We start from the raw sequence: 21388 nt of genomic DNA, 5'->3' as shown, positions 1-21388 counted from the left end.
TGTAGAGGGTCTGCGAAGGGCTCACCGCCACCGGCGGTGGGCCCTTCTGTCACATCCGGGCTAGGTCGAAGTGGCGGATTCCCGTACGCCGGGCGGCTCGGGTGAACGTGGTTCGGATGCGGTCGGCCACGGTCGGTGGGTCGGCGAGGTCGGTCCAGGAGATCCAGCAGTGCTCGACGGGTTGCGGCCCGTCGGGGTCGGCGGCGGCCGGCTCGGGGATCGGCTCCTCGACGGAAGGCTCGAATTCCTCGCACCAGAAGGGAAAACGCGGTTCGAACTCGACGACCGTGCGCTCGTCGGGGAACCACAGTCCTTCGGCTGCGGAGACGTCGGGATCGGCTGGTTCGGAGTCCGGTGGTGGTGACGGGCTGGGTGCGGGGAGGCCGGCGCCGGCGAGGATGAACCGCAGGCGGGACTCGGCGATCGAGGCCGATCCGGTGAGTTGGTCCAGCACCCTGGAGGCTCGCTTGGTGCCGTGGTCGAGCAGCGTGACCGCATGGTTCAACGTGCGCCGGTCGACGAGTCCGGCGTACATCGCGGCGTCGGCGAGCACGACTGCCGGCGCGGGTGGTGCGGTCGCGGCCACCTCGGCGATCGCCCTGGCGGGAGAGGCCATGCGCAGCCTGTTCCACAGTTGGAGGCCGGGCCCCACTGGGTCGCGGATGTGCCGGTGGACGCCGCGTAGCCGGCCGGAGCGACCGTCCGCGGCGGTCACGTGGACGCGGGTCAGGTCGAGACCCCAGACCGGCAAGGCGTGCAGGGCCGCCGCCGACTGATGGCTGGCGAACACGCCGGGTCCGCTCGCGCGCAGGACGTCGTAGATCCGGCGCAGGTAGAGGACCTCGTCGGTGACGAGCATGAGTGAACGGTGAGCGGCATAGGTCCCGCGCCGGATCCGTCGCCAGGAGCCGGAGTGCAGCAGGGAGTCGATGTCAGCGTCGTGGTAGCCAGAGGCGCGTGCGTCGGCCCGGGTGAACACGCCACCCCGGATCGACGCCATCACGGCAAGTTGAGGATTCATGCCCAAGAACGTGCCGCGATCCGACCCGGTCCGGACCCACGACTTTCAATCTGTGGAGAACTCGTGCCGCACCCAGACGTTCGGCTCGACGTACACCGCGCGATCGGCGACGACGTCACAATCCACCGGCACGAGCGCACCTGGGACCTCGACGGGACCGCTGTGGCCGAACGGAAGCCCGGTCCACGCACGCCATTCGGCAAGGGATCCCGCAATCACCCACGATGCCGGTGCGACGCCGACGATCCGGCCGCCGCCGCGAACGTGGGTGCGCAGCCACGGGTCGAAGGGGAGACCGTCGGGGCGGGTACGGGAGGCGTAGTCGTCCATCGCGACCAAAGGCTCGAGCTGCTTGTGCGTCGGGCGTACGGGCGCATCGAGGGCGTCGAGGCCAAGGTCTGCGGCTGCCTCGCGGAGCGCGGCGAGGAGGAGGGCGGCGACGCCCTCGCCCTGGAAATCCCGGGCGACGCTGATGTTCAGGGCGCAGGCGGTGTCGGGCTGGACGCCGCGACGGGCGTCGGTGAACGCCCGGACGACCGACTGTTCCCAGCCTCCGGCGGGGAAGTTGCCGCCGGAGAGTTGGACGGCGTGGGCGTCGCCGACCGGCTTGCCGTCGGAGGTGGCGATCAGGCAGGTCTCGGCGAACGTCTCGACCGTCTGGGCGAAGTAGGCCTCGGAGACGCGGTTGTGGCGCATGAAGGCCGGCCAGTCGCCCACGTCGATATCGGCGTGGGCGAGGTCCGGGCGGTCAGCGACAGTGGTGACCTCGAGGGTGCGTCCGGAGGGCAGCCGATGCCTGGAAGCGGGCATAAAAAAGGCCCGTCATGTGTCTATGACGAGCTCTGCGCGGGTTGGTACCCAGGGTTGCCAGAGGAGGGGCATGCCGGCCTCGGACGGGGTGCGGTTGCCTTTCCGCTCGTTGCAGGAGGCATGGGCGGCCACGGCGTTCAGCCACTCGGTGCGGCCGCCCCTGGACCTGGGTTGGACGTGGTCCATGGTGTCGGCGTTCTCGAGACCGCAGTACGCGCACCGGAACTTGTCCCGCCGCAGGACGCCGTGCTTGCTGTACTTCATCCGGCCGGCCGCGTAGCGCCAGTGCGTCACGACGTACCGGACCAGGCGGAGGACTCGGGGGACCGGAAACGGGCCGATAGTCCGCTCTCCGTGCGACTCTTCCACCACTGCGACCTCCCGCACCAGCATCCGGATGGCGTGCTGGATCGAGACGGTGTGCAGCGGTTCGTACGACGCGTTCAGGACTATGACGCTCATCCGGTGCCTCCTTCCGGCCGTAGCTGGGAACCACGGCGGTTGATGCAGGGTCTCAAGCATCCGTGGCCGCTGGGTGAACGGTCAACGGATTTCGCCAGACGGTCACGTGCCGGTACGGCTGCGTGATCGGCGAAGATGTGCTTATGGAATTGAACAATCTGCTGTCCGGTCCACCCGAGACACTACTACCGGTCGACCCGGCCGCGGCGGAACTCGCCGACGGGGCCGCTCCGGCGGACGTCGCGGCCAAGTATCCGACGTCGTCGCTGGCCTGGGCGGTGCTCGCCGAGGGGGCGCTCGCGGGCGGGCGCACGATCGAGGGGTACGCCTACGCGCGCACCGGCTACCACCGGGCCCTGGACCTGCTCCGCCGGAACGGGTGGAAGGGTCACGGGCCGGTGCCGTGGGAGCACGAGCCGAACCGTGGATTCCTGCGCGCGCTGGCGGCGCTCGGGAAGGCCGCGGCGCTCATCGACGAGAAGGACGAGGCCGAGCGCTGTGTCACGTTCCTGCGGGACTCGTCGCCGGCTGCGGCGGATGCTCTGAGCTGAAACCTGCTTGTGGGGTTGGGTGCCCGGCGGAATGATCTGCCGGGTGACCAGCCCTTACGCGCAGGACGGATTCGGCATCGGGTTCGAGTGGGGGCCGGTGGGCGCCGGGGTCGTTGCCGGCGACATCGTCGCGGTCGTCGACGTGCTGTCGTTCACGACGGCGGTGACCGTCGCGGCCGACCTCGGGATCGACGTGTACCCCTACCGATGGCGAGACGAGACGGCTGTCACGTACGCCGAGCAGTACGACGCGAAGCTGGCCGTCGGCCGTTCCGAGGCAGGCCCCGACGACGTCAGTCTGTCGCCGGTGTCGATCAGGCGAGTGACCGGAATCACCAAGCTCGTGCTGCCGTCGCCGAACGGTTCGACGATCGCCAAGCTGCTCAGTGACAGCGGTGCGACAGTGCTGGCGGTGTCGTTGCGCAACCGGCGGGCCGCCGCGGGCTGGGTCAAGAAGCACGGTGCCGGCCGCAAGGTTGTTGCGATCGCTGCAGGAGAGCGGTGGAAGGACGGGTCGCTCCGGCCTGCGGTCGAGGATCTCTGGGGAGCCGGCGGGTTCCTGAGCGCGCTCCAGGGCGACAACCTCTCCCCGGAAGCACGAGCGGCGGTGGCGGCGTACGACGCGGTCGCGGACGAGCTGCCCGCGCTCCTGCACGAGTGCGCCGGGGGGCGCGAGCTCACGCAGTACGGCTTTGGTGAGGACGTCGCGATCGCGGCTGAGGTCGACGGCAGCGACTCGGTGCCGGTGCTCGAGGGCGGTACCATGTTCCGGTCAACCTGAACCATCAAGGTTTCTGCCCGTTGACAGTGCCGGCAGGGGGCGAGCGTCCCCGCTTCCTGCCGAACATGGACGGTTCTAGGCGGACGGACAGACCGGCGAAGCTGGACGCCCACGGTCGGGTCCCCCGCCCCTTCGGGCAGCGGAAGGTCTCACCGTGCCGGCTCTCACCGGACGGATAGACGCGCCTGCCAACACCTACGCAGCGGTACTGCGTACTCCTGGCGCGTGGAAGTTCTACCTAGCGGCGGCCCCGGCCCGGATCGGGATCGCCATGACCGGCCTCGGCATCGTCTGGCTGGTCCACGGATCGACCGGCTCGTACGCCGCGGCCGGTAGCGTCACCGGCGGCTTCGCCGTCGCCGAGGCGGTCGCCGGACCGCAGGTCGCCCGGCTCATCGACCGTTTCGGTCAGACCCGGATGTTGCCCGTCACGCTGCTGGCGCACGCAACGACGATGGCGCTGCTCATCGGCCTCACGGTCTCGCACGCGTCGCTGTGGTCACTCGTCGTGGCCGGTGTCCTCGCCGGTGGATCGCTGCCGCAGCTGAGTGCGCAGACCGGGGCGCGCTGGTCGCACGCCCTCCGGGACACGCCGCTCCTGTCCACAGCGTTCGCCTTGGAAGCGTTCAGCGTCGGCGTCGCCTTCATGGTCGGCCCTGGACTGGTCGGCATCGTGAGCTCGTCGAGCAGTCCGGCGATAGGTTCCGTCCTTGCGACGAGTCTCCTGCTGTCCGGTGGCTTCCTGCTGGCAGTGCAGCGGGGCACTGCACCGCCGCCGAGGAGGTCCGGTCAGCACGAGAGTTCCCAGCGCTTGCTGCACAAGCGATTCGTCGGCTTGGTCGGGACGAACGTCGGCATCGGCCTGTTCTTCGGCAGCATGCAGGTCTCTGTCACGGCGTTCGCAGTCGCACGAGGTACGCCGGGCCTCGCCGGACCGCTCTACAGCATCACCAGCCTGGTGAGCCTGTTCGCCGGACTCCTGTACGGCGCGAGGCGCTGGCGGACCGCTCCGGAGACGCAGTTCGTCATCGCCTTCGTCTGGCTGGCCGTGAGCTGTCTGCCCTTGCTCGCGGTGCACAGCCCGCTGACCGCGGCGTTCGCCTTGGCACTTCCCGGCTTGGCGATCGCGCCGTTCCAGACCCTGTCGGCGGTGCTGACCGAGTCGGCCGTCGACTCCGCGGTCCTGACCCAGGCCTTCACCTGGGTGAACTCGGGCGGCGCAGCAGGTATGGCGCTGGGCTCGGCGTTCGCCGGCTGGGTCGTCGACGGGCACAGCCCGCAGTACGGCTTCGCGGTCGCACTCGGAGCGGCGGTGACGGCAACGGCGATGGCGATGACCGTGAAGTTCAGCGGTAGGTGATCTGGCGTTCGGCCGCGGCGCGTGCCGCGTACTCGGCCGGCGTCAGCCCGATCTGCTGCTTGAACTCCTTGGAGAAGTGGGCCTGGTCGAAGTAGCCGAGGGATGCGGACAGTTCCGCGAGCTCGGCGACTTCGCCCTGGGCGAGCAGTTCCGCGCCGTCGTGCAGCCGATAGCGTCGCAGCACCCACTTCGGCCCCACGCCGACGTACCGCCGGAAGAGCCGCTGTAGCGTGCGGATCGGTACGTCGAACCGTTCGGTGACCTGGTCCACCCGCGCCACCGAACGATCCGACGCCATCGCTGAAACGATCTCCCGGACCAGCTCGTACGACGGGTCGGGCGGCGCGAGGTGGTCGCGCAAGAACGCCTCGAACACGGCACGACGCCGTACGTCGGAATCGGCCGCGAACATCAGGTCCGCCAGCCGATCGCCGTCCGGGAACACCGTTGTCAACGGCAGCACCTGGTCGCGGAACGACGCCACGTCCAGACCGGTCACCGCACCGAACCCACCGGCCCAGAACTTCACCCCGAACGCGCGCCCGCGCCCGCGCAGCTCGCGCTCGAACTTGCGGGTGCAGACCCCGTTCACGAAGGCGCCGCCCGGCTGCTCGAACGTCACGTTGACACTCGGGAACGGCAGCACCTCGGCCGTGTACGGCTCGTCCAGGTCCCACTCGACGATCCAGTACCACTCGACGAACCGGCCGACCTCGGGCCCGGCGGCGAGCCGGCTCAGCGTCCGGTGCCGGGCCTGCTCCCGCGGATGCAGGATGCCCTTCTCGCTGTCGGACGGTGAGGTGCTCACACTGGCTGTCGCTTTCTTACAAGACCGGTACGGCGCTCGCCGCGTTGACTAAGAGTCATGACGACGAACACGGTAAACCCCATCCCCGACGGTTATCACTCGCTGACCCCGTACCTCGCCGTGCCGGACGGCCCGAAGGCGATCGAGTTCTACCAGTCGGTGTTCGGAGCCGAGGTGATCAGCCGGCAGGACATGCCGGACGGGCGGGTCGGTCAGGCGGAGCTGAAGTTCGGGAACTCGATGCTGCAGTTGAGCGACCAGATGCCGCAGATCGGGTTGCAGGCGCCGAACGGCGAGTGGGTGCACTCGTCGCTGGTGCACTACGTGCCGGACGTGGACGCGACGTACGCGAAGGCGGTCGCGGCCGGGGCGAAGCCGGTGGAGGAGGTGCAGACCTTCATGACCGGCGACCGCTTCGGCACCGTGATCGACCCGTTCGGTCATCGCTGGGCGATCCTGACGAAGGTCGAGGACGTGTCGCGGGAAGAGGCCGATCGCCGGGTGAAGGAATGGCTGGCCGCGAGCCCGGAGGAGCTGCAGTAGGCACGTAAAACGTCCGAGGGAGCGGCCGGCAGTGCAAGGATGCCGTCATGGACCCCGTCGCCGTCTTCCCCTGGCGCCGGCTGACGCGGGCGGTCGTCTACGCGGTTGTCGTCGCCGTCCCGCTGGCTATGCTGGCGTTCCTCGTCCGCACCAAGTACCACCCGCTGGTGACGCTCGACGAGGACATCATCGTCGCCGCAACCGACTACACCCGCGGCCACCCGCGGTTCCGGTCGTTCGTCGAGACGTGGCAGGTGATCAGCCAGCCCTGGGTGATGTACCTGGTCCTGGGCCTGCCGGTGAGCCTCTACGTCTGGTTCGGCAAGCACCTTCGGACGCGGGCCTGGTGGGCGCTGGCGACGATGGCCGCCGGCTGGGCCATCGCGGGTGTGCTCAAGCTTCTCGTACGCCGTGCCCGTCCCGAGATCGACGACCCGTTCGCCCAGCACGCCGGGTTCTCCTTTCCCTCCGGTCACGCCACCAACAACGCGATCGTCGTCACCGTGGTCGTGCTGCTGATCTGGCCCCTCGTGGGTACCGGTCTCCGGAGGTTGCTGGTCGGTCTCGGCGCGGTCTGGGTGATCGTGACGTGTGCCGACAGGCTGTATGTGGGCGCTCACTTCCTGTCCGACGTCACGGCGGGAGTGCTGCTCGGGTGCGGGCTGACAGCAGCCTCGTACGCGGGCTTTGTGGGCTGGAGGCCGCCAACCCCCACCGGCAGCACGACGAAAGGTCCAGACTGATGGCGTTCCTCACCCGCTGGCAGGACGACACGTCCCGACCCACCGCCAAGGAGGCGGGCCGTGACCTGGTGGTCCGCGCACTGGCCCCTCTCGTGGTGTGGTGGCTGGTCGTGGTCGGGATGGGCTGGCTCCTCACCGACGGCCCGCTGAAGGACCTGGGCGCCTCCGAGGACAGCGTCAGCAAGAGCTTGGAGTCGTCACGCGCGGCGTTCGGTGACGCGGTCACGCTCTTCTTCTCGTGGACGGGCGCGACGGTCAGCATCATCGGCGTGTGCCTGGTCGTGGTCGTGCTGGTCTGGCGGCGGACCAAGCAGTGGTGGTTCGCGGTCGTGCCGCTCATCGCGATCAGCCTGCAGGGGATTGTCTTCTTCTTCACCCAGCTCCTCATCCCCCGTGAGCGCCCCGACGTCGAGAAGCTGGACGTCTCGGCGCCGACCTCCAGCTTCCCGAGCGGGCACACCGGTGCCGCGACCGCGCTGTACTTCACGCTGGGGCTGATGGCCCTGCGGATCACGAACCCGGTGCTCCGCAGCGTGGTGGTCGGCGTGTGCCTGGTGATCCCGTTCCTCGTCGGGACGGCACGGCTCTACCGGGGCATGCATTTCCTCAGCGACGTGGTGGTGGCCATCCTCAACGGCTCGGTCGCGGTCCTGCTGGCCTGGTGCTGGCTGCGTCGCGGCGATGTGGAGGATCAGACGCGCGCGTAGCGGGCACGCGCGAAGGAGTACACGCCGTACGCCGCCAGGCCGAGCGCAATGGCGAGCAGGATGACCGTGCCGGCGGGCAGGTCCCGCATCGATCGGAGCCCCCCGTCCAGGCCGGCAGCCTTGCCCGCCCGGTGCTGGATCGCTGCCGTGATGAAGAGGACGCCCACAGCCGCCAGTGCGATGCCCTTGCCGATGTAGCCGACCCTGGCGGCGAGGACCACCCACCGACCCGGGTGCTCCTGCAGGTCCCCGAGGAACCGTTCCCGCCAGCCCTTGTGCACGTGGTAGGCGGCGATGCCGATGATGGCGACGCCGACCAGACCGACGAGCACCCGGCCACCCGGTGCCTCCATCAGGGTTACCGTGAATTCCTTGGTCTGCTGGTCGCTCGACGTACTCCCGCCCGAGGCGAACGTGAAGGCCGTCCAGGCGAGCACGCTGTACACCACGAGCTTGCCGCCGGCCTTCGCCTTGTCGGACGCCTCGTGCCGGGTGACGAGCTCGGTGAGCTGCCAGAGGGCGAGCAGGGTGAACCCAGCCGCGACCACCCAGAGCAGGCCCTGTCCCACCGGCTCCTCGGCGAGTGTCGCCAGCGCACCCGACTGACTCGCCTCCTGCTGTCCGCTGCCGCCGAGAGCGATCTGTGCGGTCAGGTAGGCGAGCAGCAGGTGCAGGACGCCGCTCGCGCCGTAGCCGAGGCGAGCCCCCCACTCGACCACGGGATGGTTACCGGCCTTGGCTGCGGCCCTCTTCGCCTCACCGCTTACCTCGCGGGGCCGATCGCTGCTGCTGTTCATGCTGTTCTCCCCTCGCCTGCGAGTACCCAGCCGCCGCCGCTGGTAAGCCTCGTAGGCGCCGTGCAACAGCACGCAGAACAGCACGCAGGTGAACGCCAGGGGTCCTGAGATCGTCGTCGTCGTCAACCCGACGAAGGTCGACCTCGCCGAGGTGCGCGAGGTTCTCCAGGACGCGGCCACCGCGTCGGACGAGACAGCGCCTGAGACTGTTCTCGTCGGAGAACGAGACAGCGGCCCGCCGGAACCGTCCCCTGCGGCAGTTTCGGCGGGCCGCTGACTAAGAGTGTGCACGCGATCACGGAAAATGGCAACCTGTCACCTGATGAAACAGGGACTTGAAACGATCGCTGGACAGTTGTGGACAAGCCCGAAACGAGTGAGCCCCGGTCCGGTAGGATTTGGTCGCAAGAGCCTGGATGCGTTGCCGGATGAATGTCCGGTGAACGTCTCCGGGCTTCACCGTTTCAAAGCACAGGAGGGCTGAGATGCCCGCAATCGTGCTCGTCGGCGCCCAGTGGGGCGATGAGGGCAAAGGCAAGGCGACCGATCTGCTCGGCAACACGGGCGAGGTCATCGACTACGTGGTGAAGTTCAACGGCGGTAACAACGCCGGCCACACGGTCGTGATCGGGTCCGAGAAGTATGCGCTGCACCTGCTCCCGAGCGGCATCCTCACACCGGGTGTCACCCCGGTGATCGGCAACGGGGTCGTGGTCGACCTCAACGTGCTGTTCGAGGAGCTCGACGCGCTGCAGGCGCGCGGAGTGGACACGTCGCGGCTGGTGGTCAGTGCGAGCGCGCATCTGATCCCGCCGTACAACCGGACCCTCGACAAGGTCACCGAGCGGTTCCTCGGCAGCCGCCGGATCGGCACGACGGGCCGTGGCATCGGTCCGACGTACGCCGACAAGATGAACCGGATCGGCATCCGGGTCCAGGACCTGTACGACGAGAAGATCCTCGAGCAGAAGGTCACCGGTGCGCTGGAGCAGAAGAACCAGCTGCTGGTGAAGGTCTACAACCGGCGCGCTGTCGAGATCCGCGAGGTCCTCGACGAGCTCCTCGGGTACGCCGACCGCCTGAAGCCGATGGTCGCCGACACCAGCCTGCTGCTGAACAAGGCGCTCGACGACGGCAAGACCGTGCTGATGGAGGCCGGTCAGGCCACGCTGCTCGACGTCGACCACGGCACGTACCCGTTCGTCACCTCCTCGAACGCGATCTCCGCGGGTGCCTGCACCGGCACCGGCATCCCGCCGACCCGGATCGACCGCGTGATGGCCGTCGTGAAGGCGTACACCACTCGTGTCGGCGAGGGTCCGTTCCCGACCGAGCTGCTGGACGCGGACGGCGAGTGGCTGCGGCAGCAGGGCTTCGAGTTCGGTACGACGACCGGCCGCCCACGTCGGTGTGGCTGGTACGACTCGGTCATCGCCCGGTACGCCGCCCGCGTGAACGGCGTCTCCGACTTCGTCCTCACCAAGCTGGACACGTTGACCGGCCGGGACAAGATCCCGGTCTGCGTCGCGTACGACGTGAACGGCGTCCGGCACGACGAGATGCCGATGACCCAGACCGACTTCCACCACGCGGTCCCGGTCTACGAAGAGTTTGACGGCTGGTCGGACGACATCTCCGGCTGCCGCTCGTTCGAGGACCTGCCGAAGGAAGCGCAGAGCTACGTCCGCGCGGTCGAGTCCCTCAGCGGCGCCCGTATCTCCGCCATCGGCGTAGGTCCGGAGCGCAGCCAGATCGTCCAGCTCTGAGCTGAGCCGAGGACCTCCCCGTCGTCAGTTGCCGATGATGGGGAGGTCCCGGATGAACGGGGCGTTGCGCAGGTCGCCGAGCGTCGGGCGCTCGATGTTCGGCGTCTGGATCGGAGACCGCGCCCAGTCGGCGCCGGCGCCCTGGGTCGCCTTGTAGAACATCAGGCCGCCGAGGGCCAGCAGGACGACGGCGACGAGTGCGGACAACCAGTGCGGGCGGAAGACGTTGCGTGCTGCGATGTGTGCGCCACGACGCAATGAGCTGCCGCCCGGCCCCCACCAGCAGCAGAACAGTGCCGTGAGGGCAGCGCTCCCGAACCCGACAGCAGACAGCGGCGGCCAGTCGAGGTCGTACGTCGAGGCCGCCACGGCGGTGACGATGCCGCCGACAACAACCGCTGTGAGCAGCGGCAGGATCAGGCACGGCAGCGTGATCAGGGCCGCGGTCGCGAGTTGCAGCGGGCTGGCGGCCGCCGCGATGACGCCGTCCGACTTCCCCGCCCGGCCGCGGACCTGGCGGCGCCGCATCAGCGCCGTACTCGAGCGGTCCACCGTTCGGGCGAGCACCAGCAGCAGGATGGCCACAACTGCGCCGAGCCCCGGAGTCAGCGCGACCAGTCCGGTGAGCGCGAGCATGAAGCCGACGATGACCGCAGTACGCCGACCAGTCGGCGGAGACTTGACCGGCTGCGCTGGTTGAGCTGGGACAGGCACCGGCTGCGCAGGCTGCTGGTAAGGCGCCGGAGGACCACTCTGGTACGGCGGCGCACTCTGGTACGGCGCAGGCGCATACGGACCGTAGTAGCCCGCGGGCTGTACAGGAGGTGCCTCCGCCACCGGCTTCTTCGCGGCAGCGTCCCGGAGCTTGTCCCGGATCGGAGTGAACGCAGACAGCGGCGGAATCACCGGCGGAACCAGCTGAGCCACCTGGGTCGGCGTCGGTCCCGTCGGCTCCTCGACCGCGGGCTCCTCGGTCGGCATGAGCTTCGTCACCAGCTTGGTCGGCGGTACGGCGGCCACGGTCTGATTCTCACGTGGCGGGAGCGCGTCGCGACCCTCGGCGTACCGGCTGAGGCCGGTCATGATCTCTTCCTGCGTAGGCCGATCGGCCTTGTTCGGTGAGAGCGCTGCGGCGAGCAGTGACTTCAGTCGCGGGTCCAGCCCGTCCAGGTCGGCCTGTCCCGAGTGGACCCGGGCCAGCACCGCCTCGAACGGTCCCTTGCCGAACGGTCGCCGTCCGGTCGCGGCGAACGCCGCAGTGGCCGCCCAGCCCCACCAGTCCGCGGACTGCGACACCATCTCGCCCTCGATGAGCTCAGGTGCCAGATAGCCCGGCGTACCGATCACCAGACCGGTCTGGGTGAGTCGCAGGTCGTCGGCGGCCTGTGCGATGCCGAAGTCGATCATCACCGGCTTGCCGTTGCACATCATCACGTTGCCGGGCTTGAGGTCGCGGTGGATCACTCCGGCAGCGTGGATCGCCTGGAGCGACTCTGCGAGGCAGCCGGCCAGCGGGAGCCACTTGCGCGGGGTCAGCGGTCCGCGCTCGTCCACCTGCTCGTCCAGCGGGCGGCCAGGAACGAAGCGGGTCACCAGGTAGGGCCGCTCGCTCTCCAGGTCGTGGTCGAGGATGCCGGCCACACCGGGGTGGTTCACCTTCTGCAGCGTGGTCGCTTCGCGCTGCAACCGGGCCCGCGCGATCGGGTCGTGCGCCACGTGCGACCGCAGCACCTTCAGCGCGACCTCTTGGTGTTCGGGCCCCTCGGCCAGATAGACGACACCCATGCCGCCCTGTCCGAGCCGTCGGATCAGTCGGTACGGCCCGACCCGCTCTTCCACCTCCTCTTCGCGGGTGGAAGGCGGCCCCCCTGTCACTGACATGCCTTCTACGGTACGTCGACATCAGACCAAGGGCGGCCGGTGAGCCGGCCGCCCTTTTCGCCGAGGTCAGCCGATCGGCAGCGTGAAAGTCAGTAGACCCGTGCCGATGGCGTTCGTGATCCACGGACCCGCACGCAGATGAGCCTGGTAGGTGAGGGCAGTCGCTCCTGTTGGCGGACCGGACAGCTGCAGCACCAGCTTGCCCGGTTGGTAAGCGACAGACGTCACGGTGACTGCAGCGCCATCCACTCGGAAGTCAGCAGCCACACCTTCCTCCACGGTGAGCGGATCGGCCGATCGCAGCTGGACCGTGAGCTGTGAGCCACTGGCCGTGACACTGCGCGGGTTCGGCGGAGCCACGCCGGCGGATGGACCGCCGTACAGGTCGCGGGCCAGTACGGCGTACGTGTGGTCGCCCATGTCGCGGTAGCCACCGGCGTACGCGTAGTGGCAGCCGTCATGGCCGGACAGCCCTGTGGTCGACAGCACGGTGACGCCGAGCGTGTCACCCATCTCGCGCTGTGCCTCGCGCAGACTTGTACTGGTCGAGTTGCTGCAGGGCGATGTACGGACTTGGTAGACGTAGTACTTCGGCGTCGTACCGAAGTCGGAGCGCCAGTCCTGGAGGAGTGACGTGAAGCCGCTGACGTGCACGGCCGCGTTGTCGTTGTCGGACTCGCCCTGGTACCAGAGAACGCCGCGGAGGTGGCCGATGACGCCTGCGGCCGTCAGACGCTGCCGGAGTCGGCCGTAGTTGGTGGCGATGTCGTCGGGGTTCGCGTCGTTGCGCTGGAAGAAGCTGATCGGCTGACCGCCGTGCGCACCGTTGATGAGTGCGATCGGGACCTTGTACTTGTCGACGAGCTGCCGGCCCATCCGGATCGCCCACTGCCCGACCGAACCTGACTGCCGGGACACGTCGCCGGTCGCGTAACCCCAGACCCGGTCCGCGGCGGAGATCGACGGATCGGAGACCGGACTGCCGAAACTGCGCAGGTACGGCGATTCCTCGCCACTCGCGGCACCGTTGTACATCGACGCTTCGGCGTTCGACTGCCCTTGGACGACGTACACGTCACCGGACACGATGCCTTCGCGGCGAGCCACCACCCGACCGAGCGCCCGCAGCTCGAACGTGTACTCGTGCAACCCCGCACGGATCCGCGGCGTGAACCGGAACTGCCTCGACGCCGAGGTGTAGAGATCCGTCTTGCCGTTGCTGGTCACCGCCAACTGCACGCTCTTGACCCGTGGATCCGTCATGCGGCCGGCGACGGGCACCGTCGCGCCACCCTTGCTGTCGCGCGGCACCAACTGCCGGTCCTGAGGCGACTCGGTCAGTGTGACGAGCGAGGTGCGGACGTACGCCGTCAGCCGGCGTTGGGTGTACTGCGCTGCGTTGTCGGCGAACGTCCAGTCCGGATCGGCAGTGGGCCTCGCGCCGATGCCGAGCGACAGCAGGCTGGTGTCCGACTGGGTGAAGGTGTTGATCGCGAACACCGGCTTCGCGGGCACGGTCGACGGCCGCGTCGGCCCGACCTGCGAGACCTGGAACGAGCCGTAGCCGAGGGTTGTCGTCGGGCTGTCGTCGGCGTCGTACGTGGTCGCCGACGCGTTCGCCACTTGGGCGCTCGCTGTCTTCGCGTACTGGTTCGGCCACATCTCCAGGTAGCCGGACTGACCCGTGCCCTCGGTCACGCCGGGCACGTTGGATCGCACGTCGAGATCGCCGACGCGTTGGCGCACGATCTCTCCCGGCCCGGTCGGCAGACCGATCCGGCGGGCGTCGGTGCTGAACGGTTCCATCGCCGTCCACACCCACTGCCCGTCGAGTTCCAGGCAGTAGCCGACACGGTCGAAGTTGGAGCCGATCTCGGCGGTCCGGTCGAGGCTGTAGGGCGGGGTGGTGTTCAGGTAGTTGGCTCGTTCGGGCAGGTCGAGCTGCAGCACCGGTGTGAAGCCGGCGGACGCTGCATCGCAGCCGGTTGCTGCACCGGCCTGAGTCGGTACGACGGTCACGACGAGACCGGCGGACAGGGCGAGAAGGGTCGTGACAACTGCGGCAGGACGTCTCACGGTGGACCTCCAGGGGCGGCGGGATGTCCCCACCAGATGTAGCGGTCTGGTGACCCTGGTGCGAGCAGCAAGCGCTCAGCGGTGCCAACCGTGCGCCGAGAGGTGGCCAGAATCTTGCGAACCACGGCCTCGTGGCCACTGGCTCCCGTCGCCGCGCCCCAGTTGGGTTGAGGCATGCGGATCGAGATTCTGGTGTTCGACGGTGTGGACGAGATGGACGTGATGGGGCCGTTCGAGGTGTGGAGTCACGCCTCGCGGCGGCCCGGGTTCGAGATGGCGCTGGTGGGCCTGGACGGGCCGACTGAGGTGACCGGGCTGCATGGCCTGCAGTTCAAGGCGCCTGAGGGGCTCGGGCAGCCGGATGCGCTGTTCGTTCCGGGTGGTGGCTGGATGAATCGCGCGGAGAAGGGCGCCTGGGCCGAGGCGCGTCGGGGCGAAGTGCCGGCGCGGATCGCCGAGCTGGCGCCGTCGCTGCAGTGGATCGGTTCGGTCTGCACCGGCTCGATGCTGCTCGCCGAGGCCGGCCTGGTGAAGGGTCGCGCGGCAACGACGAACCGTGGCGCGTGGGCCGAGCTGCAGACGTTCGGCGCCGAGCTGAAGACCAACCGCGTCGTCGACGACGGCACGCTCGTCACCGCGGGCGGCATCACCGCGGGGATCGATCTGGCGCTGTACGTCGTCGAGCGCGAACTCGGCGCCGACGTGGCCGACGGGATCGCGGGTGCCATGGAGTACACCCGCGACCGCGACGTCTACGTGTCAGCCGGCTAGCTCGGGATAAACGGCAGTCAGGTCGAGCGCTGTCGAGGCCTTCGCGCCACGGGCGGTGTCATCGGCAAGCACCTCGTGCGCGCCCGACTCGATGCCGTCGAGGGCCTGCTTGGCGATGTCCTCGGGGCGGGACTTCGGCGCGGTCACGGCGGTCGTCATATCGGTGTCGACGTACCCCATGTGCAGGCCGGTGACGCCGATGCCGCGGTTCAGCAGCTCGAGCCGGATCGCGTTGGTCTGCAGCCAGAACGCGGCCTTCGTCGCGGAGTACGCGCCGTGCCGGGCGACCCAGGACAGGGCCGAGTGGGCGTTCAGGATGTGGCCGCCGCCGTTGCGCTCGATGATCGGGACGAACGCCCGGGTGAGCTGCAGCGGGCCGAAGAAGTTCGCCTCGAAGACCGCGCGGACGTCCTCGATCGGGGCGTCGAGGTAGTTGTCCGGCGAGCCCGCGCCGGCGTTGTTGATCAGCACCGTGACGTCCGGCGCGGCCGCGGCCAGTGCGTCGATCGAGGCCTGGTCGGTGATCTCGAGCGGCAGCGGTACGACGCGCGGGTCGGTGCTCGGGCTGGGGTTGCGGGCGGTCGCGTAGACCTTGGCCGCGCCGCGGGTGAGCAGGTCGTCGACGATCGCCTTGCCGATCCCGCGCTGCCCGCCGGTGACCAGGACAACGGCGCCTTCGAGTGTGGTCATCTGGAACTCCTTGATGGAAACCGATCTGTTTCCATCACCGTAAACCGATCGGTTTCTGATTTCAAATCCAGCCGGTACCCTCGATGACATGAGCACTTCCGCAACTCCCCGTGAGCGGCTTCTGGACGCCGCGGGCGAACTCTTCTACCGCGACGGCGTCAACATCGGCGTGGACGCGCTCTGCAAGGCGGCGGGGGTGTCGAAGAAGTCCATGTACCAGCTGTTCCGGTCGAAGGACGAGCTGATCGCGGAGAGCCTGGCCAGCCGCGGTCCGGCGTACCAGACGTTGCTGCATCCGGGGGCCGAGGACGACCGTGCGCCGCGGGAGCGGATCCTCACCGTGTTCGAGCGGCAGGACGACATCGTTGCGGCGGGCAACTACCTCGGCTGCCCCTATGTCAGTACGGCGGTGGAGCTGAAGAACCCCGAGCACCCGGGGTCGGTGGTGGCGCGGCACTTCAAACAGCAGCTCACCGACTTCTTCCACCGCGAGCTGGTGAAGGCCGGCGCGGAGGATCCGTCCACGCTGGCCGTCCAGCTCACGATGATCTTCGACGGTGCGGCCGCCCGTGCGGTGGTCCGCGCCCAGCCGCTCGGCGGCATCGGAGCGACCACCGCCGCCGCCCTTCTGGACGCGGCCGGCATCCAGGCCGGTGAGCTCGCCCTCAACTGAGCCTATTCTCGCCACCGTGGAGATTCCTGGTGAGTTTCATGACCTGCTGTCTTCGACGGCGATTGCGCTGGTGGGGACGATCGGCAAACGCGGCGAACCGCAGGTGACGCCGCTGTGGTTCCTGTGGGACGGCGAGCGGGTGCGCATCAGCCTGGTGGACGGGCGGCAGAAGCTGCGCAACCTGCAGCGGAATCCGTTGATCTCGCTGGTGATCGTCGACCCGGCCCGGCCGACGTACTACGTCGAGCTGCGGGGCCGGGTCGACGACCTGGTTCCGGATCCGGAGCTCGCGCTGGAGCAGGCGGTTGCGCGGAAGTACACCGGCGGCTGGACCGACGTCGAGCCGCCGGGTACGACGCGCTACGCGACGAGCATCGTCGTCGAACGCATCACCAGCCAGCTCGGTCACTAGTGGGACAGGAACGCCTTTTGTTCCATGGGAAATGGGACAGAAGGGCGCTGTGTTCCAGGGAAGTTCCGGTACCGGCGAGGTCTTGACCGCGGTCGTCGGGCGTCGTGAAACTGCGGTGGAAACCGCTGTCCTACCGCCCCCGAAGACAGGACACCGCCCATGCGAAAGACGCCCTTCGTCCTGGCCGCCGCCTGTGCCGCGCTGGTCGCCGGGACCCTCAGCAGTCCGGCAGCCGCCTCGTCGCAATCAGTCGACGCACCTGCGACGTTCATCCATCCCGGTGTCGGATCGAGTCAGGCCCAGCTCGACTTCGTCCGCGCCAAGGTGCAGGCCGGCGCGCAGCCGTGGACCAATGCCTTCAACCAGGCGAAGAACAGCGCATACGCCTCCTTGTCCCGTACGCCGAAACCACGCGCGGTCGTGGAGTGTGGCCCGTACTCGAACCCGAACTACGGCTGCACCGACGAACGTGAGGACGCCATCGCGGCGTACACCGACGCACTGCTCTGGTATCTCACCCGCGACGACCGCTACGCGCAGAAGTCCATCCAGTTGATGGATGCGTGGTCGGCGACCATCCAGGACCACACCAACAGCAACGCACCCCTGCAGACCGCCTGGTCCGCGTCCTCGTGGCCGAAGGCCGCGGAGATCATCAAGCACGTGTACGGCAACTGGCCGAACTCCGGCCGCTTCGCCACCATGCTCCGCAACGTCTACGTCCCCGAGATCATCAACGGCTCGAACTCCAACGGGAACTGGGAGTTGAGCATGATCGAGGCACTGCAGGGCATCGGGGTGTTCCTCGAGGACAAGGCGATCTACGACAAGGCGATCGCGCTCTACCGGCTGCGCGTACCGGCGTACGTGTATCTGGAGTCCGACGGCGCGTTGCCGAAGACGGTGCCGAGCCAGAACCTCAACACCCGCGACAAGATCGTCAGCTACTGGCAGGGCCAGGGGACGTTCGTGACAGGCTTGACTCAGGAGACCTGCCGCGACTTCACCCACACCGGCTACGGCATCTCGTCGATCTCACACGTGCTGGAGACGGCGCGGATCCAGGGAATCGACATGTACCCCGAGTTCGGTGAGCGGCTCCGGCAGGCGCTGGGCTTCCAGTCGAAGTGGGAACGCAACCTGGAGCCGGTGCCGTCGTGGCTCTGTAAGGGCACGCTCAACCGCGGGCTCGGACCGATCACCGAGGTCGGTTTCAACGCGCTGCACACCCGCCTCGGGATCGCGATGGCGAACACCCAGGCGCTGACCGAATCCCGCCGGCCGGCGGGCTCCAACAACCTGTTCGTCGCGTGGGAGACGCTGACCCACGCGGAGAACCCGTCCTAGTGGAACTTCCGGGAGGGCCGGAACTCTGCCCTCCGGCTCTCCCGGATCAGCAGTGCGCCTCGCCGCGCTTCCAGTAGCCCTGGAACGAGATCGCGGACTTCGGCATCCCGACAGCGTTCACGAGGTGGCGGCGTACCTCTTTGATCATCGACGACTCGCCCGCGACCCACGCGTAGTCAGGGTCGAACGGCAGCGCTCCTGACTTCACCGCGTCCACCAACGAGCCCTCAGTCACCCACGTGACCTCGGCCGAGCCGGCCAGCGGCCGCACGTCAGCAGCATCCGGTACGGCGACGAACACCGTGGCCTGTACTGCGGCCGGCAGCTCCTCCAGGATCCCGGCCAGTGCCGGCAACGCCGTCTCGTCCGCTACGAGGATCCGGCGCACGCTGGTCGCCGGCGGGACGTAGTCGACGCCGGAATGCAGCAGGCCCTTCGTGCTGGTCGTGTCGACCGCGAACGGCAGCAGGAGACCCACCTGGTCGCCGAGCTCCGCTTCACTGACCCAGGCCGACGCAGGTCCGTTGGCCCCGTGCAGGACGAACTCGACGTCCAGCTCGGCCACCTCCGGCCGGAGCGCCCGCACGGTGTAGGTCCGCATGATGAAGCGCTCGTCGACCGGCTGGGCGCACCAGTCGGCGTACCACTCGGGTCCGGAGGGCAGTCTGATCGCACTGCCGTTGGGCGGAGTGAGCAGGATCTTGATGCGCTGGTCCGGTCCGGCGGTGACCGCCTCCGCGATCCGCGGTGCGACGAACGTCACGCGGCGCAGGTGCGGGCTCAGGTCCTCAACGGCCGCCACGGTGGCCAGGAGCGAGTCGAAAACGATCGGTCGCTCGAGCACAGTCGTCATGCTGTGGGTTCTCCGTAAACTCTGGCAGGGGAGGCTCAGATGCGGTCCCGAGGGCGCCCGGGTTATTCTGAGGCATCTAGAGGTTAGCCTTACCTAAGAGGATCCCGAAAGTCCAATGCCCCCGCCCACTGCCATGGTCGAAGCCGGCCCGGAGACCGCTGTCCCGTCGCGCCCGCGCCGAACCCGGCGGACCACCCTCGTCCTCGGGCTGGTCGGTTGCGTCGTCCTGCTGGTCCTCGTGTCGCTGCTCAGCATCGCGATCGGGTCCAAGCAGATCCCGTTGTCCACGGTGATCGATGCCCTGCGGCACTACAACGAGGCCGACACCGATCACGTGATCGTCCGGTCACTGCGGGTGCCGCGGACGCTGATCGGTCTGATGGTCGGCGCCGCGCTCGGTCTGTCCGGGGCCCTGATGCAGGGTGTGACCCGGAACCCGCTGGCCGATCCGGGCATCCTCGGTGTGAACGGCGGCGCCGCGTTGTTCGTTGTCGGGGGCATCTACTGGTTCGGGTTGTCGTCGTTGACGGCGTACGTCTGGCTGGCCTTTCTCGGCGCGGCCGCGGCGTCGGTCGCCGTCTACCTGCTCGGTTCGATGGGGCGCGAGGGTGCGACGCCGGTGAAGCTGGCGCTCGCCGGAGCGGCACTGACCGCGATGCTCGGGTCGCTGACGACCGCGTTGCTGATCGGTGACGTCGACACCTTCGACCAGTTCCGGTTCTGGTCGGTGGGATCGTTCGCCGGCCGCGGCCCCGATATCGCGAAACAGGTGGCGCCGTTCATCCTGATCGGGATCGTGCTGGCCTTGTTCTCCGGGCGAGTGCTGAACGCGTTGTCGCTGGGGGATGACGTGGCCAAGTCACTCGGTCAGCGGGTGGGACTCGCCCGCGCCTTCGTCGCTGTGGTCGTCGTGCTGCTCTGTGGTGCGGCGACCGCGGCGGCGGGTCCGATCGGGTTCATCGGGTTGACCATTCCGCACGTGGCGCGGCTCGTGACAGGGCCGGACTACCGGTGGATCCTGCCGTACTCGATGTTGCTCGCGCCGATCCTGCTGCTCGGGTCCGACGTGATCGGACGCGTTGTCGCGCAGCCCGGTGAACTGCAGGTCGGCATCGTGACCGCGGTCCTGGGCGCCCCGTTCTTCATCATCCTGGTACGCCGCCGAAAGCTGGCCGACCTGTGACTCTTCTGATGCCGCGACTCCGTCGCGGCGGGTCATGGGGCTGTAACTCCCGTCCTTCCCTCGTCGCTCCAGTCGCTTCGCTCCCTCCGCTCCTCAGTCCAGGACGGGAGGCCCCATGACCGCTGAAGCGGTCCATGTCATCGCCCGGGCGCGCGCGGTCCGGAAGACCCGTTCACTGGTCGTCATCGCCGTCCTCGCTGTTGCCGTGTTCGCGACCTTCTGTGTCTCGCTGTCGCTGGGTGACTTCAAGATCCCGGTGATCGACGTGGTGAAGACCCTGTTCGGCGGCGGCGACCGGGCAACCGAGTTCATCGTCAACCGGCTGCGGTTGCCCAGGGCGCTGACCGGCCTGCTGGTCGGTACGGCGCTGGGTCTATCGGGTGCGATCTTCCAGAGCATCGCCCGCAACCCGCTGGCGAGCCCGGACATCATCGGCGTGACGTACGGCGCCAGCGCGTTCGCCGTGTTCGCGATCATCACCCTCGGGCTCACCGGGGTCGCGGTGTCGGCGTTCGCGATCGTCGGCGCGGTGCTGACCGCCTTCATCATGTACGTGCTGGCGTGGCGGCACGGGGTGTCGAGTTACCGGCTGATCCTGATCGGGATCGGCATCGGCGCGATCGCCACCAGCATCACGTCGTACCTGCTGACCAAGGCCCGGGTGGAGATCGCGCAGCAGGCGCTGATCTGGCTGACCGGGAGCCTGAACGGGCGGGACTGGTCGAACGTACGGTCGCTGGCGGTCACGTTCGTCGTCCTGCTGCCGGTGATGGCGTTCCTGGTACGGCAGCTGCGGATCCTGCAGCTCGGCGACGAGACGGCGTACGGGCTGGGGCTGCGGGTCGAGGTGTCGCGGCTCGGACTGATCGTGGTCGCCGTACTGCTGGCGGCGGTGGCGACGGCGGCGGCCGGGCCGATCGGGTTCGTGGCGTTCGTCGCGCCGCCGATCGCGCGCCGGCTGACCCGGTCGCCGGGGCCGGCGATGATCACGTCCGGCCTGCTCGGGGCGCTCGTGGTCGGGCTGTCCGATCTGGTCGCGCAGCACGCGTTCGGAGAGACGCAATTGCCGGTCGGAGTGGTGACCGGCGTGGTCGGAGCGCCGTACCTGATGTTCCTGCTGGCGCGGGCCAACCGTGTCGGGAGTGGTGGCTGA

Annotated in this window: 23 protein-coding genes; 14 read left to right on the top strand and 9 right to left on the bottom strand. The window is 68.6% G+C overall.

The features are described from left to right. Positions 1 to 49: 49 nt before the first annotated feature. Genes E0H45_RS08955 through E0H45_RS08945 form a run of 3 tightly spaced genes read right to left on the bottom strand, consistent with a single transcriptional unit; the run spans position 50 to position 2293 of the window. Positions 50 to 1021 carry a type IV toxin-antitoxin system AbiEi family antitoxin domain-containing protein gene (locus E0H45_RS08955; protein ID WP_238154868.1) on the bottom strand — a complete coding sequence of 324 codons (972 nt, stop codon included), beginning with the start codon at positions 1019 to 1021 and terminating at the stop codon, positions 50 to 52. Positions 1022 to 1066: 45 nt separating this feature from the next. Beyond that, positions 1067 to 1831, bottom strand: coding sequence for a GNAT family N-acetyltransferase (locus E0H45_RS08950; protein WP_131335991.1), 765 nt, complete (start codon positions 1829 to 1831; stop codon positions 1067 to 1069). A 12-nt stretch (positions 1832 to 1843) separates the two neighbouring features. After that, positions 1844 to 2293: an HNH endonuclease gene (locus tag E0H45_RS08945; protein ID WP_131335989.1), complete on the bottom strand. Its 450-nt coding sequence runs from the start codon at positions 2291 to 2293 to the stop codon at positions 1844 to 1846. 143 nt (positions 2294 to 2436) lie between these two features. Between E0H45_RS08945 and E0H45_RS08940 the strand changes: the two genes are divergently transcribed. The 3 genes from E0H45_RS08940 (at position 2437) to E0H45_RS08930 (ending at position 4985) form a co-directional block, all read left to right on the top strand. After that, complete coding sequence (locus tag E0H45_RS08940; RefSeq protein WP_131335987.1) at positions 2437 to 2844, top strand: DUF3151 domain-containing protein; 408 nt, start codon at positions 2437 to 2439, stop codon at positions 2842 to 2844. Between the two features lie 43 nt (positions 2845 to 2887). Then, positions 2888 to 3625 (top strand): 2-phosphosulfolactate phosphatase, encoded by a 738-nt coding sequence (locus E0H45_RS08935; protein ID WP_202872229.1) that lies wholly within the window; start codon positions 2888 to 2890, stop codon positions 3623 to 3625. Positions 3626 to 3779: 154 nt separating this feature from the next. Then, entirely contained in the window at positions 3780 to 4985 is a 1206-nt protein-coding gene (locus tag E0H45_RS08930) for an MFS transporter (RefSeq protein ID WP_131335983.1), read from the top strand. Here E0H45_RS08930 and E0H45_RS08925 read toward each other — a convergent pair. Continuing rightward, positions 4972 to 5793 (bottom strand): helix-turn-helix transcriptional regulator, encoded by an 822-nt coding sequence (locus E0H45_RS08925; protein ID WP_131335981.1) that lies wholly within the window; start codon positions 5791 to 5793, stop codon positions 4972 to 4974. The two genes, E0H45_RS08930 and E0H45_RS08925, sit on opposite strands and share 14 nt — an antisense overlap. A 57-nt stretch (positions 5794 to 5850) precedes the next feature. On the opposite strand from E0H45_RS08925, the gene E0H45_RS08920 reads away from it, so the two are divergent. The 3 genes from E0H45_RS08920 to E0H45_RS08910 are packed head-to-tail and all read left to right on the top strand — an operon-like array spanning position 5851 to position 7786. Beyond that, positions 5851 to 6336 (top strand): VOC family protein, encoded by a 486-nt coding sequence (locus E0H45_RS08920; protein WP_131335979.1) that lies wholly within the window; start codon positions 5851 to 5853, stop codon positions 6334 to 6336. Positions 6337 to 6383: 47 nt separating this feature from the next. Then, entirely contained in the window at positions 6384 to 7079 is a 696-nt protein-coding gene (locus tag E0H45_RS08915) for a phosphatase PAP2 family protein (protein ID WP_131335977.1), read from the top strand. Next, positions 7079 to 7786 (top strand): phosphatase PAP2 family protein, encoded by a 708-nt coding sequence (locus E0H45_RS08910; RefSeq protein WP_131335975.1) that lies wholly within the window; start codon positions 7079 to 7081, stop codon positions 7784 to 7786. The genes E0H45_RS08915 and E0H45_RS08910 overlap by 1 nt, the downstream gene beginning before the upstream one ends. On the opposite strand, the gene E0H45_RS08905 is transcribed toward E0H45_RS08910, so the two are convergent. Continuing rightward, positions 7771 to 8583, bottom strand: a complete 813-nt coding sequence (locus tag E0H45_RS08905) for a DUF1206 domain-containing protein (RefSeq protein WP_131335973.1) — start codon at positions 8581 to 8583, stop codon at positions 7771 to 7773. The two genes, E0H45_RS08910 and E0H45_RS08905, sit on opposite strands and share 16 nt — an antisense overlap. Positions 8584 to 8671: 88 nt before the next feature. On the opposite strand from E0H45_RS08905, the gene E0H45_RS08900 reads away from it, so the two are divergent. Continuing rightward, positions 8672 to 8860: a hypothetical protein gene (locus E0H45_RS08900; RefSeq protein ID WP_131335971.1), complete on the top strand. Its 189-nt coding sequence runs from the start codon at positions 8672 to 8674 to the stop codon at positions 8858 to 8860. A 208-nt stretch (positions 8861 to 9068) separates the two neighbouring features. Then, positions 9069 to 10349: an adenylosuccinate synthase gene (locus E0H45_RS08895; RefSeq protein ID WP_131335969.1), complete on the top strand. Its 1281-nt coding sequence runs from the start codon at positions 9069 to 9071 to the stop codon at positions 10347 to 10349. A gap of 24 nt (positions 10350 to 10373) precedes the next feature. Here the strand turns inward: E0H45_RS08895 and E0H45_RS08890 are convergent, their stop codons facing one another. Continuing rightward, positions 10374 to 12230, bottom strand: coding sequence for a serine/threonine-protein kinase (locus E0H45_RS08890; RefSeq protein WP_131335967.1), 1857 nt, complete (start codon positions 12228 to 12230; stop codon positions 10374 to 10376). Between the two features lie 66 nt (positions 12231 to 12296). After that, positions 12297 to 14306 (bottom strand): sialate O-acetylesterase, encoded by a 2010-nt coding sequence (locus tag E0H45_RS08885; protein ID WP_131335965.1) that lies wholly within the window; start codon positions 14304 to 14306, stop codon positions 12297 to 12299. A 174-nt stretch (positions 14307 to 14480) separates the two neighbouring features. Between E0H45_RS08885 and E0H45_RS08880 the strand changes: the two genes are divergently transcribed. Further along, positions 14481 to 15077: a DJ-1/PfpI family protein gene (locus E0H45_RS08880; RefSeq protein ID WP_131335963.1), complete on the top strand. Its 597-nt coding sequence runs from the start codon at positions 14481 to 14483 to the stop codon at positions 15075 to 15077. Here the strand turns inward: E0H45_RS08880 and E0H45_RS08875 are convergent. Next, positions 15066 to 15767: an SDR family oxidoreductase gene (locus tag E0H45_RS08875; RefSeq protein ID WP_131335961.1), complete on the bottom strand. Its 702-nt coding sequence runs from the start codon at positions 15765 to 15767 to the stop codon at positions 15066 to 15068. The two genes, E0H45_RS08880 and E0H45_RS08875, sit on opposite strands and share 12 nt — an antisense overlap. Before the next feature lie 88 nt (positions 15768 to 15855). Between E0H45_RS08875 and E0H45_RS08870 the strand changes: the two genes are divergently transcribed. From E0H45_RS08870 to E0H45_RS08860, 3 genes are all read left to right on the top strand, one after another. Next, positions 15856 to 16440 (top strand): TetR/AcrR family transcriptional regulator, encoded by a 585-nt coding sequence (locus tag E0H45_RS08870; RefSeq protein WP_131335959.1) that lies wholly within the window; start codon positions 15856 to 15858, stop codon positions 16438 to 16440. Between the two features lie 16 nt (positions 16441 to 16456). Then, positions 16457 to 16852 carry a PPOX class F420-dependent oxidoreductase gene (locus E0H45_RS08865; RefSeq protein ID WP_165546389.1) on the top strand — a complete coding sequence of 132 codons (396 nt, stop codon included), beginning with the start codon at positions 16457 to 16459 and terminating at the stop codon, positions 16850 to 16852. A 159-nt stretch (positions 16853 to 17011) separates the two neighbouring features. Further along, positions 17012 to 18199: an alginate lyase family protein gene (locus tag E0H45_RS08860; RefSeq protein WP_131335955.1), complete on the top strand. Its 1188-nt coding sequence runs from the start codon at positions 17012 to 17014 to the stop codon at positions 18197 to 18199. Positions 18200 to 18245: 46 nt separating this feature from the next. Here the strand turns inward: E0H45_RS08860 and E0H45_RS08855 are convergent, their stop codons facing one another. Beyond that, on the bottom strand, positions 18246 to 19052 hold the full coding sequence (locus E0H45_RS08855) for a siderophore-interacting protein (protein WP_131335953.1): 807 nt from the start codon (positions 19050 to 19052) through the stop codon (positions 18246 to 18248). A gap of 115 nt (positions 19053 to 19167) precedes the next feature. Here E0H45_RS08855 and E0H45_RS08850 point away from each other — a divergent pair, with 115 nt between their 5' ends. Together E0H45_RS08850 and E0H45_RS08845 are read left to right on the top strand one after the other, a co-directional pair. After that, positions 19168 to 20235, top strand: a complete 1068-nt coding sequence (locus E0H45_RS08850) for a FecCD family ABC transporter permease (protein WP_131335951.1) — start codon at positions 19168 to 19170, stop codon at positions 20233 to 20235. A gap of 115 nt (positions 20236 to 20350) precedes the next feature. Next, positions 20351 to 21388, top strand: a complete 1038-nt coding sequence (locus tag E0H45_RS08845; RefSeq protein WP_131335949.1) for a FecCD family ABC transporter permease — start codon at positions 20351 to 20353, stop codon at positions 21386 to 21388.

This window comes from Kribbella soli (assembly GCF_004331345.1).
Taxonomy (GTDB): domain Bacteria; phylum Actinomycetota; class Actinomycetes; order Propionibacteriales; family Kribbellaceae; genus Kribbella; species Kribbella soli.
This window is presented reverse-complemented; position numbering and strand designations above follow the sequence as displayed.